Here is a 14,803-nt window from a genome sequence, read left to right on the forward strand (position 1 = left end):
TTTTGCGCAAAAAAGGGTACATTTGCTCAAAAAAAAGGGAGTATGTCCAAAGCTGTGGTGGTAATACCCACATATAATGAGATCGAAAATATTGAACGGCTTATTCGCAATATTTTCTCCTTACAACGTGCTTTCGATATTTTGGTCGTCGATGACAACTCTCCCGATGGAACCGCAGCACAAGTCCGATCCATGATGCATGAGTTTCCTAATAAGCTCCACATGCTGGAGCGTTCAGGGAAAATGGGATTGGGGACGGCGTACATTGCCGGTTTTAAATGGGCCTTGGAACGATCGTACGAATATATGTTCGAAATGGATGCCGACTTTTCGCACAACCCAAACGATCTAATACGACTGTATAATGCTTGTGCAAAGGAAGGATATCACATGTCCATTGGCTCGCGCTATGTAAAAGGAGTGAATGTGGTCAATTGGCCCATGAGCAGGGTTTTGCTTTCATGGTTGGCCTCCAAATATGTGCGCATCATTACAGGGATGGACATTTACGATACGACGGCTGGCTTTGTATGTTATAAAAGTGAAGTCCTTCAGAAAATAAATCTGGACAATATTCAGTTTGTAGGCTACGCATTTCAGATCGAAATGAAATTTAAAGCGCATCTTCGGAAATTTAAGATCGTGGAAATTCCCGTAGTATTTACAGATAGAACCAAAGGAGAATCAAAAATGAGCGGGGGGATTATTTCCGAAGCAATTTTTGGAGTGATAAAAATGAAGTTTAAAAGCTTGTTTAAGAGGTACGATTTTCAATGAAACCAATTTTAATTAAGAATGCAAATATTGTAAACGAAGGAGTCATCTTTCGAGGGGATGTCCTTGTAGAAAAGGATTTGATCGTGGAAGTGTCTAACAGCATTAGCGTTAAATCCGGCGACACTAAGGTGATCGATGCAGACGGGATGTACCTTATTCCCGGAATGATCGATGATCAAGTGCATTTTCGCGAACCCGGACTTACCCATAAAGCCACGATCGAGACCGAATCAAAGGCGGCAGTCGCCGGAGGGATCACCTCCTTTATCGAGATGCCCAATACAGTGCCACAAGCCACAACTGTTGAACTTTTAGAAGATAAGTTTGATATTGCGGCACGAACTTCATGGGCCAACTACTCGTTTATGTTCGGCGGTACCAACGACAATCTGGACGAGATATTAAAAGTAGATGAAACAAAGGTTGCGGGGCTAAAATTATTCTTGGGATCTTCCACGGGTAACATGCTGGTGGACAATCCAAAGGTCCTCGAAGAGATCTTCAAGAAGACCAAACTTCTTATTTCGGTTCATTGTGAAGATGAAGCGACGATTCAAAAGAACCTGGCAGCCTATATGAAAAAATATGGTGATGACATCCCTATTGAGATGCACCCAAAGATACGAAGTGAGGAGGCTTGTTATATATCCTCTTCCAAGGCGGTCGCTTTAGCTAAGAAGACCGGTGCCCGACTTCACGTTTTTCACCTTTCTACCGAAAAGGAAACTCAGCTGTTCAGTAATAAGAAACCTCTCGCAGAGAAGAAGATCACAGCCGAGGTATGTGTGCATCATCTTTGGTTCACCGATGCCGATTATAAAGCGAAAGGCACCAAGATAAAATGGAATCCTGCCATCAAGACCGAAAAGGACCGCGATGGCTTGTGGAAAGCGCTGAATGATGACCGAATCGATGTGATCGCTACAGACCATGCGCCGCATACTATCGAAGAAAAGGCAGCTGTATATACCAAAGCTCCTTCAGGAGGGCCGTTGGTGCAACATGCACTGGAGGCTCTTTTTGAAATGCATCACAAGGGTCGGATTTCTGTAGAAAAAATTGTTCAAAAGACTGCGCATAATCCGGCGATCCTGTTTCAAATAAAAGATAGAGGGTATATTAAAAAGGGGTATAAGGCAGATCTGGTACTTGTGGATCCCAACGCCCCCTGGACGGTGAACAAAGATAACCTTGGGTATAAATGTGGCTGGTCGCCTTTTGAAGGCACGACCTTCAAATCGCGAGTTACGCACACGCTCATTAATGGAGTGATCGCTTATGAGAATGGAAAATATCCTAACAGAAGTCTGGGTGAACGTTTAACTTTCAACAGAGGAAAATGAGGTATTTCGCGCTCTTAGTTCTTCTTATGTCTATGGCCTGCCAGGATGTTAAACGCCCCGAACGTCCCGACGACCTTATTTCTGAAGAAAAAATGGTAGACATATTTGTCGATGCGTATCTTATGAACGCCGCACGTAGTATTAGTGTACAAACCATCAACGAGAGCGGCATTAAACTGGATTCCATCCTCTATAAAAAATATGCTATAGACAGTCTTCAGTTTGTGAAGAGCAATGCTTATTATACGGCCAATCTCAATGGCTATATCGATCTTTTTACAAAGGTTGAATCGAGATTACAGGACATTAAAGAAGAGAAAGATAGCCTTCAAAAAGTGTTTCAGAAAGAAGAGGGCTTTCAGCAAAAGATCGATAGTGTGAAACAGGAACAAACACTCGTTCAACCGGTGGCATCAGATTCCTTACCGCCGGAAGAATAGTTTTCAGTGATGCGATCTAGGGTTGCTGCATAAGGTGTGAACCGGAAGTCTAATGCCTTTACAAGCTTAGAGGCATCGTAATACGATTCCTTGTACATAGAACGTACCGTAGCCTTGGGAAGCTTTCTTTTTGTGCCGAATAGCAATGCCGAAAGCCGATCCAGCTTCGATAACACGAGCATGATCCATCTGGGCAGTTTTTTTTGTGGCGGGGTCTTTCCGAAGCGTACCGCCAGATCTGTTAGTAATGTTCGATACGTTACATTCTCACCTACCAGAATAAAATGGTCGTTCCGGAACGAGCCATCCATAAGGGCAATCATAGCATGTACTACATCTTTTACGTCTACTACTCCCATTCCGCCCGTGGGAGCATAATTTAATCCTTTGGCTGCACGCGCTATCAGGGCTCCGCTTCCGGAGGACCAGTGTCCTTCTCCTAAAATGATCCCGGGATGCACAATCACCGCAGGCAGTCCTTCTTGGGTGCCACGCCAAACCTCCATTTCGGCACCGTACTTTGTAATGGCATACACACTATTTTTTGCTTCCGGGTTCCAGAAAGTGGTTTCATCAATAAGCCCTCCTGCTTTGGAACCTAACGTGGCGACCGAACTCACATAACATAATTTTGTGACGTTGTTTGCCAGACAGAAATTAACGATATTGGCTGTTCCCTCGACATTGGCCTTCTTCAGTTTGCGATAATGTTTCGTATTAAAACTTATGTAGGCCGCAGCATGGTATACTTTGGTGATTCCTTGAAATGCATCCGTAAGGGCCGGGATGTCCAATATATTGGCCTCTATCCATTCGATCTTTTCAAAAAGTGCATCGGCCTCGTGGCTAAAGTACCGGAACACCTTGCGCACCTCATTGAGGTCGCTGGAAGTCCTGTGTATCGCACGAACAGGTTGTTGCTGCTGCACCAATGCCAGCAACAGATGTGAACCTACCAAGCCCGTGCCTCCGGTTACTAATATCATGTTACGAAAATACTCTTTTTTGCAATACGCTTTCCTCTTTTAAAGCTTCCGACTATCTTTGCCAAAAGTCTGAAAAATGCAAGTAAAGAATTTCGTCGAAGAACTACAATGGCGTGGCATGGTCCACGATGTGATGCCCGATACTGAAGCTCATCTCATGGAGGAAATGCGAGCTGCCTATGTGGGGTTTGATCCCACTGCAGACTCCCTTCATATAGGTAATTTGGTGCCCATCATGCTATTGGCCTTCTATCAGCGTTGTGGCCACAAGCCCTTAGCGTTAGTAGGTGGCGCCACGGGAATGATCGGGGATCCCTCTGGAAAGTCCAGCGAACGAAATTTATTGGATGAAGCTACCTTGCGCCATAATCAAGAATGTGTCCGCGCGCAGCTTTCGCAGTTTCTCGACTTTTCGTCGGGAGCTCCTAATGAAGCGGTCATGGTGAACAACTACGATTGGATGAAGGATTTCTCCTTCCTTGGTTTTATCCGGGATGTGGGAAAACATATTACCATCAATTATATGATGGCGAAAGACTCCGTAAAGAATCGAATTTCAGGTGACGCTACAGAAGGGATGTCTTTTACAGAGTTCACGTACCAGTTGGTGCAGGGATATGACTTTTTGCATTTGTACCGGGAACAAGGCTGCACCTTGCAAATGGGCGGGAGCGATCAATGGGGAAATATCACCACCGGAACAGAGCTGATTAGGCGTATCGCCGGAGGCAAAGGATTTGCACTAACTTGTCCTTTGATCACAAAGAGTGACGGCAGTAAATTTGGTAAAAGTGAAGGCGGTAATGTGTGGTTGGACGCCAAGCGTACATCTCCCTATAAATTCTATCAATATTGGTTGAACACCAGTGATGAAGACGCCGAAAAATATATAAAGATATTCACCTTTCTTGATAAGCCCACCATAGAGGCGCTTGTTGCAGAACATGCTGAAGCCCCTCACCTTCGATTATTACAGCGGCGATTGGCCGAAGAAGTAACGACCACCGTTCACGGGAAGGAAGCCTTGGAAAAAGCGATACAAGCTTCGGAAATTCTCTTTGGACGTGCCACGTCTGCCCAGCTGAAACAACTGGATGAGGCAACCTTCTTAGACGTCTTTGAAGGTGTGCCGCAGGGAGAGGTCGAAGCTTCAACAGTAGCAGAAGGACTTGATATAATTAGCGCACTTGCCGAGCGCACCGGTTTCCTAAAATCCAACGGCGAAGCAAGAAGAGCCCTTAAGGAACAGTCTATTTCGGTGAATAAGGAAAAAGTTTCCGAAGGATATACAATTAGGAGCGAAGACTTAATTAACGGTCAATTCGTGTTGCTTCAGCGTGGGAAGAAAAACTATTTTATCATTAAGACCGTATAACCGTATAACCGTATAATCGTATAAAAGAAGAAAATCCCTATTTCAAGAGAAATAAGGATTTTCGACATTAACTAACCAACCAAAATTATGAACAAGCTTAACTTGCTATCATAACAGTTATTTGGTCTTATATACGGTAAAAACCTTACAACGGTTTTACAAAAAATTTGTAACCTCGGGATACGGGATCAATGCGCTTATAAGCAGCGCAATACTATCTTTGGCAATTAGTGTGATACTTATCAAGATTGCAACAACCATAATGGCTACAGAGAGGTTGTTCTTCTGGATCTCTTTGAATTCGTTCACTCCCTTTGTTAGAATCGAAAAGAGGAAAAAAACGGTCAAATTGATAAAGACCGCCATGATAAAACCAATAAATAGATAGACTCCCGAATATTTTGCTACAGTGATCGCGTCTATCGTATCCACGTGATTTAGTGACAATCGTATTACATTGGTGATCGATGGAAGGATCTCGCTTAAAATAATACCTATGGAAAGGACAATTCCCGAGGTAAATATGGTAAACGAAAGATTACTTCCTGCGAGTTCTTCCTGTTTAAAGAAAAGGCGTTTTAACAATTTGTAGGAGATAAAGATGATCAGTACTGTGATGATGATCGACAGGAGGATCTCCAAAAGTGCAAGGGTGAAAAGTTGTGTGTTCATAGTGTGCTATTTACTGGTTAGTACAATATTCCAATGTGTGACGTCGTCGAAATTTGGAGACAAATAACCGGCCTGAAAATAGGGGGCGGTGGTCTCCCACAAGATATATTTCTTTCCGTTGTGGACCTTAAATAAACCACTGGCAGGTAAATTGATCGCGAGGATCGAGTGTTTATAGAAGTCACTGTTGGCAATGGCGACGTCGTATTGAAAATATTTTAAGATGGAGTAGATTAATACCGTGCGTGTGTCGCAATCCCCTTTTAAATTTTGAATGAAAGAGACCGGATTTTGTATGCCATACGCGATATTCCCAATACAGCATTGAGGGCATTGTTCCAGTATTGCCTTAATGGACGATTCATATCTGTCGGCCGGAAGGCATTCCTGTGAAAAAACGAAGGCATAAGGAATGTCCTGAATACAGCTGACCACCATTTCGGCAAATTCCATCTGATTCAGGTTTCGTTCGGCACGGATGCGTTCAAAATTCTGGATCACCAGATCGAGGCCGGGACGATCCTTGCGTTCAATATGGTCGTAAAGATTTCCCCAAAAATTACCACGAGTACTGCTTCGGTAATTGGCGATATAGTCTTTTAAGGCATAGTAATCGTTGGTTCGTACGGTGAGATCTCCTTCAAAAGAATTTCCGTAGTTATCAGTCCATCTTCGGATACTGGAGAATACAGGAATGGTGTCAGTGCCTTCAACTATTGTGGTTTGCAGCACTTTTTCTTCTGAAGTGAACGTCAAATCCTCCCTGTGCGCCCCCCACAGATCAATGAGCATTCCAAACAGGGTTTTCAGGACTATGAATACAATAAAAACCAGTAGGAAATTTTGAAGCACACGCTTAATTTTTGGTTTCCCCAAAAAGCTGTACGTAACTGCAATACCAACCAGCAATCCAATAATAACGTTTAAAAATGGTGGGAAGTGGGTCGCTATTTGTAAACCGCTAAAGACGATCCCGCAGATGACCATGACCAATAATGTCCAGAGACAGCCTTGAGGCGATGTGCGGGCAGGCTTATTCATTACAGCACCATTAGATTACAGCCGCGAATATCACTGTTGTCGAACCTTCCCAATACCTCAAAAGACCCGTCTGCATGTATTTTTCCAAGATCTTGAGTGGCAATAAACGAAACGGAATACAAGTTGGCGAGATCGATGACGTTAATGCCTCCCGTCTTACCGCGGATTAGGGTAAGGGCGTCTTCGGGATCGCGGGTTAAAACTTGCATCCATGGAGGGCATTCAAAGATGCCATGTCCTTTGGAATAAGCTTGAGAAAGCAGTTCTGTCATCCCGTATTCACTGTGTATTTTTGAGACACCAAATCCATTTTTTAGCTGATCGTGCAGCGCTTCCTTGACCATTTCTTGACGTCGGCCTTTCATCCCGCCGGTCTCCATTACCACGGTATGCTCCAACGAAAATGAATAATGTTCCAAAAGGTCCAGCAAGGCGTAGGAAACGCCAATAAGAAGCGTTTTCTGTTGTTTTGCTTCCAAGTATTCGATCTTTGCAGCCAGTGCTGAAAGATCATGAAGGTAGAACCCGCTATCGGGATGATGGCTCTTTTTAACAAGATGGTCTACCATATAGATAAGGGAAGAACCCTCTCGCTCCATATAGGAAGGCAGCAATGCCAAAATTGCGTACTGAGACGCTTCGCCATACATCAATTGAAAAGCCTTTGTGAACGAAGTCTCGTATACCTGTGTTTTGGCGACATAATGTGAACTTACTGTAGCACCGGTAGTGCCGCTGCTTGTAAAAGTGACTTGCGGCGAATAACCTTCGGAAATAATTCTGTGGCTTTTAAAAAATTGTATGGGGAGAAACGGGATGTCCGTTACCGACCTAACAGCTTCAGGTTTGACCTTCATATACTCACAGAATTCATGGTAAACACTGTTGTTGTCATACTGAAACTGAAAGACCCGCAGTGCGGCTGCTGTGAAATCTTCCGAAGAAGAAATAGCAAAAATGTCTTGTTCGAGCATACGACAGATCCCTGAAAATTTCATTCAAAAATAGGGAATAAAAAAAGCTTCTGCGAACACAGAAGCTTTTTAAATTATTGTGGTATACTATGCCTTAACGAACAACCAATTTTTTGGTAGTACTGGCATTTCCTTGTTTGATTTTCACGATATATACGCCGCTGTCCAAAGCAGAAATATCCAGACGATCGTTGGTTAGGGTAGTGTTTATTACTTGCTTCCCTAATACGTCGAAAATTGAAACTTGCTTCGCTCCCGCAATTTTTGAAGCGATGTTCACAAAATTTGAAGCAGGATTAGGGTACATGGAAAACTGACTTTCCTGCGCGTCTGCTGTTCCTAAAAGGCCACTTATTTGAATGTTGTCAAAAAAGAAAGCTTCTCCACTTGCATTCATACGGGCTTCGATGACCAATTGAACCGTAGTGTTTGGCAACAATGAAGCAGTTCCAGTTTGCCATGCCACAATGTAATTTCCGGTACCACTGTCAGTAGGTACAAAGTCATCAAGATCACTTCCTGTTGAATCAAGAATATCGATCTCTGTGCTGTTGGTAAGATCCTTTACGTAAATACGAAGTCTGTCTGAACCGGATTCATTAACAGTTCCGTCTCCTTCGTAGTTTCCGTTGGTGCCATCGCCGTTGATCGATAGAGCATAATCTAATGTAAGTCCCGGTGTGGTGGTTCCTGTAAGATCTACAGTATCAAATTCGAGGATGAAGTTTCCGTCGGCATCGCTAATTTGGTATCCTTGTACTCCATCGGTATAACCCACTGTAGAAGAAGGTGCAAAGTCGGTAACACCTACAAAATCCCCATCTGTAAGACCATCGCTGGGAGTGTCATAGGGTTCATATCTCGCGTTGAAGCCAAGTTCACCTCCTGCGGATGTATAATCTACAAAAGGCTCATTTGGATTGTTCACCAGGTCATGCGCAACATTGGCATCTCCGGTGTCAACGTATTGTACGGTGAAAATTCCCGGTTCTTCAAAACTAGTGCCGGCAATTTGTGCAAAAGAAGCAACGCTCGCAAAAAACGCTGCCAATAAAGTAATTTTTTTCATCATTAGATTGTTTTTTATTTGGTGCAAAGATACATAATTGTATTCCTTTCTTTTTGTTAAAATTCCTGTGTTTTGGCGAGTTTAACGATTCGGTAACACTGCTGTTACTTCCTCTTAGAAAAAGAGTATCTTTAGTATGTTATGTAATCGTTAACAATGATGATACCAGAATGGTGAAAATTAATAAATAGTATCTTTAACACTTCAAAAAGATAACCTATAAATGAAACGGAAAGACACAAAAATACTATTGGTCGACGACGAACCGGATATCTTAGAGATCGTTGGATATAATTTAACGTCAGAGGGGTATCAAGTGATCACTGCCGAAAATGGCGTAAAAGCGATCTCTCAGGCCAAAAAGCACAAACCTCATTTAATCATCTTGGATGTGATGATGCCCGAAATGGATGGCATCGAAGCCTGTGAGAAATTGCGAAACATCCCGGACCTCTCCGAAACGGTCATTACTTTTTTGACGGCACGAGGCGAAGATTACTCGCAGGTGGCCGGTTTTGATGCGGGTGCCGACGATTATATTACTAAACCGGTAAAGCCTAAAGTACTTATTAGTAAAGTAAAAGCACTTTTACGTAGATTCAAGGAGCCCGAAGAAGAAGAGGCCAAGATGAAATTAGGGGATCTGGTTATTAATAGAGAGGAATACAAGATCATTAAAGGAAAAGAGGAGATCGTTCTCCCGCGAAAGGAATTCGAATTATTGGCGCTGCTTGCCTCGAAACCGGGAAAGGTTTTTAAACGAGAAGACATTCTTGATAGTGTTTGGGGAAATGAAGTGGTTGTTGGCGGCCGTACAATAGATGTCCATATACGTAAACTTCGTGAAAAAATAGGAGACGATCGTTTCAAAACCGTGAAGGGAGTAGGGTATAAGTTTGTGATTTAATGGCCGGGATCTTTAAAAAAACATATAAGTTCGCTGCCTACACTTCTGCAGCTATCACCTTATTCTTGACACTCGCCATGGGTGTCTTTTTTTATTTCTACCAAGGTATCAATTACTGGTTTCTTGTAGGATTTGCCGCGGTGTGCTATGTTTTTTCTTTTTTTACCATTCAGTATAGGGTAGAGCGCTTTATTTACAAACGGATCAAGAAGATCTATGATGATGTCACACTGTTGGATGCCAGTACGCTGAGCCCGCAACGGATTACGACCGATATGGAATCGCTTACCAAAGAGGTGGAGCGTTTTGCCCACGACAAGAAACTGGAGATTGAAGGTCTAAAGGTACGGGAGAATTATCGTAAAGAGTTCATTGGAAACATCTCTCACGAACTTAAAACCCCGCTCTTCACAGTGCAAGGCTATATTCTCACTTTGCTGGATGGTGCAATGAAGGACAAGTCGGTTCGTAAAAAGTACTTACAAAGGGCAAACAAGGGAGTGGAACGTCTTATCTATATTATCAAAGACCTTGACATGATCACGAAGTTGGAGGTAGGGGACCTTAATCTTAATAAAGAAGACTTCAATATTATCGAATTGATCCAGAATGTGTTCGATCTTCTGGAGATGAAGGCCGGAAAGAAGAATATCTCCCTTGTGTTCGATATTGAATACAAAGAACCCATCTTTGTCAATGCAGATCGCGAACGTATCCAGCAAGTACTGTCCAACCTTATTGTAAATTCCGTAAAATACGGGAAGAAGGATGGTACCACGGAGGTAAGTATTGAAGGTCTCATTCGAAATAAAGTGATCGTTCGGGTGACAGATAATGGCGAGGGAATTGAGAAAGCGCATATTCCAAGGTTGTTCGAACGATTCTATCGTGTAGACAAAAGCGGCTCCCGAAAGGAAGGCGGAAGCGGCCTCGGACTCTCCATCGTAAAACATATCGTGGAAGCACACGGCGAAAAGATCTATGTCGAAAGTCAGTTTGGCGTGGGCTCAGAATTCTCATTCACCCTCGAAAAGTCGAAATAGTTCTTTAAAGTTAGCTGACGGCTTAAATTCCTGTAGGCCTTTATAGAACGGGATCTTCAATAATTTAGCCGCAGTAAATCGTTCCTGTTTACAACACGGCACAAGACCTTGTTCCTTCAGGCGTTTTGCCAAATATTCTTGTTCGTACTGTCCCGGAGTAGGGATGAAGAATGCTTTTTTCTGAAGCGCTGCAAGATCCATGAGGGTGGTATACCCGCTGCGAGAGACCACTACATCACTTTGGTTGATCGCTGTTTCCAGTTCCGAAGAATTCATATAATTTACAATCTCCAGCGTTTCTATAGTCTTTCGTTTTTGAACGGCCTCAACTTTTCCCCGGACTACCAGTACACGCTTTCCGCAATCCTGAAGTTCGCGCACTAAGATCTCTTCCAGTAACGACCGCTGGGGCTCGGGGCCGGAGAGAAGCGCAAGAATATCGTATTTGACAGGCAGATCCCTTTGTTGCATACGGCTTAGGGGGCCAATGTAGGTAACGGGAAACTTCGGGTCGTTGAGGTGTCCCAGCTTTCCGCTTAAATTGGGACTTTCAGCGACGTCGGGCACCCAGCATGCCGTAAATTTTTTGATGGTTTTTTGATGCAGTTTGCTGCTAAAATAGGTAGTATCACCACTTAATACATTCAGCTGGTGCGTGATAAAAACAGAAGGGATGTTCTTATTGCGAACGCCAAGCCTGTTATCACTTATAAGTCCGTCGATCCTTCCTTCAGCAACCAAAGTTGCTATCAATTTCTTTTCTGCGGAGATGGTCTTCCGAAGATGGGGTAGCTTCGAAAGTATGGACCATTTAAAATAAGCTCCTTTTTTAGGGTAGGTGATATCATAGGAAGGTAATTCCAGTGAAGGGAGTTGTGGAAATTCCTTCTGAAGCAATAGCAAAGCCGGTCCGTCTGAAGCGATCATTACCCTGTACCCATGCTCCAGTAGCGCCCGAATTATGGGAATGCATCGTGTTGCATGACCCAGTCCCCAGTGAAGAGGTGCTACTAGAATGGTTTTGGTATTCACCATAAAAACAAAGGTACGTATAATAGCCGCCGTACAATATTTCCTTAATTTTACCAATTCATAAAGTAAGAATAAGAAATAGTTACCACAGTGGGCAGCAAGAATAAATTAAAACGGTTCAAGGAAAATGAGACTTTTGCAAATGTCGTTCAACCAACCCGTGAGGAGATCTTTCAAGATACCCACGGACTAAAAGGAAATTGGCGCAAGAACTTCTTTAAGAACGATCATCCCATTGTACTGGAGCTGGGCTGTGGCAAAGGAGAATACACAGTTAATTTAGCACGACAATATCCCGAGAAGAACTTTATTGGCATCGATATTAAAGGGGCTCGTTTTTGGCGAGGTGCCAAGACCGCGCTGGAAAACGATCTAAAGAATGTAGGTTTCTTGCGTATGCAGATCGAGCTGATCACGCATGTGTTCGACCAAAATGAAGTAGATGAGATCTGGATCACTTTCCCCGATCCGCAGATCAAATATAAACGTACCAAACACCGGCTTACCAATCGGGAATTCTTAACGAAATACAAGAATATCCTTAAGCCACAAGGGATCGTACACCTAAAGACCGATAGTGAGTTCATGCACGGCTATACGCTGGGTCTCCTGCAAGGACTGGAAGAAGAGATACTGTATGCGCATCACGATGTGTACGGGAATGACCATACTCCGGAAGAAGTTACCAGGATCCAAACCTTCTATGAAAGTCAGTATCTGGAGGTAGATAAAAAGATCACCTACATTAAGTTCAGATTCACATCCACGTAAATTTGTTTATATTCACACCACCAACCTAGCTTGAATGGCGCTTATTTTAAACTTCATTATTGGTTTTTTAGCCTCTTTTGTTGGCGTGATCCCCCCCGGATTGCTAAACATGTCGGCAGCGAAGATCAGTATGAATGAGGGGCGTAAGAAAGGACTCCTGTTCTCTATTGGGGTGTGCGTTACGGTCATGATACAGACCTATATCGCTTTATTGTTCGCACGTTATCTGGATATGAACCCCGAAATTGTGGATATGCTGCAAAAGGTAGCACTGGGGATCTTTATTTGTATAACCATCTTCTTCTTTTTTATAGCAAAAGATACCCGGCGGGAATTTCCCGAAGACATGAATAAATCTAAGACCAATAGGTTCTTTTCGGGCATGTTTCTGGGTGCTCTCAACTTACTGCCGCTTCCGTATTGGGTCTATATAAGTGTTACCTTTGCCGGTTTTGGGTGGTTCGAATTTACAACCATGGAATTATGGGCAGCCGTAGTCGCTTCAGGGATCGGAACCTTTGTCATGCTTTTAATTTACGTGCAATACTTCCGAAGAAAAGAAGATCAGGGACGACTTTCCGTCAATATGAATTACATTATAGGATTCATCACGGCCGTTATCTCGGTGATCACAGCGATCAAGATCTTAAATGACTTCTAATGAAGGAGGAAGGATTCTTTGAAAAAGTGTACCATATTGCCCGCCAGATACCCTACGGACGGGTCACCTCCTATGGAGCCATTGCGAAACACCTGGGCGCTTCGGGAAGTGCTCGAATGGTAGGTTGGGCTATGAACGCCAGCGGCGGGAAAGAAGATGTCCCGGCACACCGCGTCGTGAACCGAAAAGGACTTCTCACCGGCAAACATCATTTTGAAGGAACCAACCTGATGCAACAATTATTGGAGAGCGAAGGTATTTCAGTACGGGGAAATCAGATCCAAAATTTTGAACAGTTGTTTTGGGATCCGGCTAAGGAATTGTAATCGGGTCTTACTTTTCAAAAATTAGTAATATGTCTTGTTCCAATAGGTCGGCTATTATGGTATAAATCATTTCAATCCATCGCTTTCATAATCTGAAGTTTTCCTGTTATATTTGCACTTAGAATGAATCTAAATTAGGCATTCTTACTTGGCGCAGCGAAGTGCTATAAATAGTGCCGGCGGGTTCGATTGTATATTAGCAAGCATCACAAAGCGAGGCTAAGATTTTATGAAGAAGAAAAGAATATGAGTATTACAAAAAAAGAGATTTTAAGTGCATTGGAAACCATTAGTGTTGCCGGAGACGGGAAGAATATGGTTGACAGTGGTGTTATACAGAATGTGGTAACCTTTGCAGATGAGGTGATCGTGGATCTCAAGCTATCCACGCCGGCACTTCATATTAAAAAACGTGCAGAGGCCGATGTGATCAAAACGATCCATGAAAAAGTAGATCGAAATGCCAAGGTGCAAGTGAACATTAAAGTGGAAGCACCTGCAAAACCTCAAAACCCTAATTTAATAAAAGGGAAACCCATTCCGGGGATTCAAAACATTATCGCTGTTGCTTCCGGAAAGGGAGGAGTGGGTAAATCTACGGTAACGGCGAATCTGGCTGTGACCCTGTCAAAAATGGGCTTTAAAGTTGGAATCTTGGATGCCGATATCTACGGTCCCTCTATTCCCATCATGTTCGATGTAGCCATGGAAAAACCGCTGTCGGTAAATGTGGATGGAAAAAGTAAAATGAAACCCATCGAGAATTACGGGGTCAAGGTGCTCTCTATAGGGTTCTTTACACAACCAAATCAGGCCGTGATCTGGCGAGGCCCTATGGCCGCAAAAGCTTTAAATCAGTTGATCTTTGATGCAGCCTGGGGGGAACTGGACTTTATGTTGATCGACCTTCCTCCGGGAACGGGTGATATTCATTTAAGTATCATGCAATCGCTGCCCATTACCGGTGCCGTAGTGGTAAGTACGCCACAAAACGTTGCCTTGGCTGATGCCCGAAAAGGTGTGGCCATGTTCCAGCAAGAAAATATCGATGTGCCTGTATTGGGGATCATCGAGAATATGGCGTATTTCACACCCGAAGAGTTGCCGGAAAACAAGTATTATATCTTCGGAAAAGAGGGCGCAAAGAACCTTGCCCACGATCTTGATGTCCCGTTCTTAGGAGATATACCTTTGGTTCAAAGCATTCGGGAAGCAGGAGATGCAGGACACCCGGCAGCCTTGCAGACCGCAACACCTTTGGAAGAGGCCTTTGAACGGCTAACAAAAAATGTGGTTGAAGAGACTGTACGACGAAACGAATCATTACCCCCAACCGAAGCAATTAAAATAACGACCATGGCAGGTTGTAGCGCCGTAAAAAAATAA

Annotated in this window: 16 protein-coding genes; 10 read left to right on the top strand and 6 right to left on the bottom strand. The window is 43.4% G+C overall.

The features are described 5' to 3' along the window. Window positions 1-42 precede the first annotated feature (42 nt). Genes JS40_RS10520 through JS40_RS10530 form a run of 3 tightly spaced genes read left to right on the top strand, consistent with a single transcriptional unit; the run spans window position 43 to window position 2,560 of the window. Window positions 43-777: a polyprenol monophosphomannose synthase gene (locus JS40_RS10520; protein ID WP_034260377.1), complete on the top strand. Its 735-nt coding sequence runs from the start codon at window positions 43-45 to the stop codon at window positions 775-777. Continuing rightward, window positions 774-2,120 (top strand): dihydroorotase, encoded by a 1,347-nt coding sequence (locus JS40_RS10525; RefSeq protein ID WP_034260379.1) that lies wholly within the window; start codon window positions 774-776, stop codon window positions 2,118-2,120. Before JS40_RS10520 ends, JS40_RS10525 begins: the two co-directional genes overlap by 4 nt. Next, window positions 2,117-2,560: a DUF4296 domain-containing protein gene (locus JS40_RS10530; protein ID WP_084677482.1), complete on the top strand. Its 444-nt coding sequence runs from the start codon at window positions 2,117-2,119 to the stop codon at window positions 2,558-2,560. The genes JS40_RS10525 and JS40_RS10530 overlap by 4 nt, the downstream gene beginning before the upstream one ends. Here the strand turns inward: JS40_RS10530 and JS40_RS10535 are convergent. After that, window positions 2,521-3,546, bottom strand: coding sequence for an NAD-dependent epimerase/dehydratase family protein (locus JS40_RS10535; protein ID WP_034260383.1), 1,026 nt, complete (start codon window positions 3,544-3,546; stop codon window positions 2,521-2,523). The two genes, JS40_RS10530 and JS40_RS10535, sit on opposite strands and share 40 nt — an antisense overlap. A gap of 76 nt (window positions 3,547-3,622) precedes the next feature. Here JS40_RS10535 and tyrS point away from each other — a divergent pair, with 76 nt between their 5' ends. Continuing rightward, window positions 3,623-4,921 carry a tyrosine--tRNA ligase gene (gene tyrS / locus JS40_RS10540; RefSeq protein WP_034260385.1) on the top strand — a complete coding sequence of 433 codons (1,299 nt, stop codon included), beginning with the start codon at window positions 3,623-3,625 and terminating at the stop codon, window positions 4,919-4,921. A 156-nt stretch (window positions 4,922-5,077) separates the two neighbouring features. Here the strand turns inward: tyrS and JS40_RS10545 are convergent, their stop codons facing one another. From JS40_RS10545 to JS40_RS14845, 4 genes are all read right to left on the bottom strand, one after another. After that, complete coding sequence (locus tag JS40_RS10545) at window positions 5,078-5,593, bottom strand: DUF350 domain-containing protein (RefSeq protein WP_034260387.1); 516 nt, start codon at window positions 5,591-5,593, stop codon at window positions 5,078-5,080. Between the two features lie 6 nt (window positions 5,594-5,599). Beyond that, complete coding sequence (locus tag JS40_RS10550; protein WP_152558169.1) at window positions 5,600-6,634, bottom strand: hypothetical protein; 1,035 nt, start codon at window positions 6,632-6,634, stop codon at window positions 5,600-5,602. Then, entirely contained in the window at window positions 6,634-7,608 is a 975-nt protein-coding gene (locus JS40_RS10555; protein ID WP_034260391.1) for a LuxE/PaaK family acyltransferase, read from the bottom strand. Before JS40_RS10555 ends, JS40_RS10550 begins: the two co-directional genes overlap by 1 nt. A gap of 94 nt (window positions 7,609-7,702) precedes the next feature. Further along, window positions 7,703-8,680 (bottom strand): T9SS type A sorting domain-containing protein, encoded by a 978-nt coding sequence (locus JS40_RS14845; RefSeq protein WP_084677483.1) that lies wholly within the window; start codon window positions 8,678-8,680, stop codon window positions 7,703-7,705. A gap of 220 nt (window positions 8,681-8,900) precedes the next feature. On the opposite strand from JS40_RS14845, the gene JS40_RS10565 reads away from it, so the two are divergent. After that, entirely contained in the window at window positions 8,901-9,584 is a 684-nt protein-coding gene (locus JS40_RS10565) for a response regulator transcription factor (RefSeq protein WP_034260393.1), read from the top strand. Further along, window positions 9,584-10,627, top strand: a complete 1,044-nt coding sequence (locus tag JS40_RS10570) for a sensor histidine kinase (RefSeq protein ID WP_034260395.1) — start codon at window positions 9,584-9,586, stop codon at window positions 10,625-10,627. Before JS40_RS10565 ends, JS40_RS10570 begins: the two co-directional genes overlap by 1 nt. On the opposite strand, the gene JS40_RS10575 is transcribed toward JS40_RS10570, so the two are convergent. Then, the gene (locus JS40_RS10575; protein WP_034260398.1) at window positions 10,601-11,662 is read right to left on the bottom strand and encodes a glycosyltransferase; all 1,062 of its coding nucleotides are present in this window, start codon (window positions 11,660-11,662) and stop codon (window positions 10,601-10,603) included. The genes JS40_RS10570 and JS40_RS10575 overlap by 27 nt on opposite strands. Window positions 11,663-11,749: 87 nt before the next feature. On the opposite strand from JS40_RS10575, the gene trmB reads away from it, so the two are divergent. From trmB to JS40_RS10595, 4 genes are all read left to right on the top strand, one after another. Then, complete coding sequence (gene trmB / locus JS40_RS10580; protein WP_034260400.1) at window positions 11,750-12,430, top strand: tRNA (guanosine(46)-N7)-methyltransferase TrmB; 681 nt, start codon at window positions 11,750-11,752, stop codon at window positions 12,428-12,430. A gap of 34 nt (window positions 12,431-12,464) precedes the next feature. After that, on the top strand, window positions 12,465-13,091 hold the full coding sequence (locus JS40_RS10585) for a lysine transporter LysE (protein ID WP_034260402.1): 627 nt from the start codon (window positions 12,465-12,467) through the stop codon (window positions 13,089-13,091). After that, window positions 13,091-13,417 carry an MGMT family protein gene (locus JS40_RS10590; RefSeq protein ID WP_034260403.1) on the top strand — a complete coding sequence of 109 codons (327 nt, stop codon included), beginning with the start codon at window positions 13,091-13,093 and terminating at the stop codon, window positions 13,415-13,417. The genes JS40_RS10585 and JS40_RS10590 overlap by 1 nt, the downstream gene beginning before the upstream one ends. A gap of 246 nt (window positions 13,418-13,663) precedes the next feature. Further along, entirely contained in the window at window positions 13,664-14,803 is a 1,140-nt protein-coding gene (locus tag JS40_RS10595) for an Mrp/NBP35 family ATP-binding protein (protein WP_034260405.1), read from the top strand.

This window comes from Altibacter lentus (genome assembly GCF_000746845.1).
Classification (GTDB): Bacteria; Bacteroidota; Bacteroidia; order Flavobacteriales; family Flavobacteriaceae; genus Altibacter; species Altibacter lentus.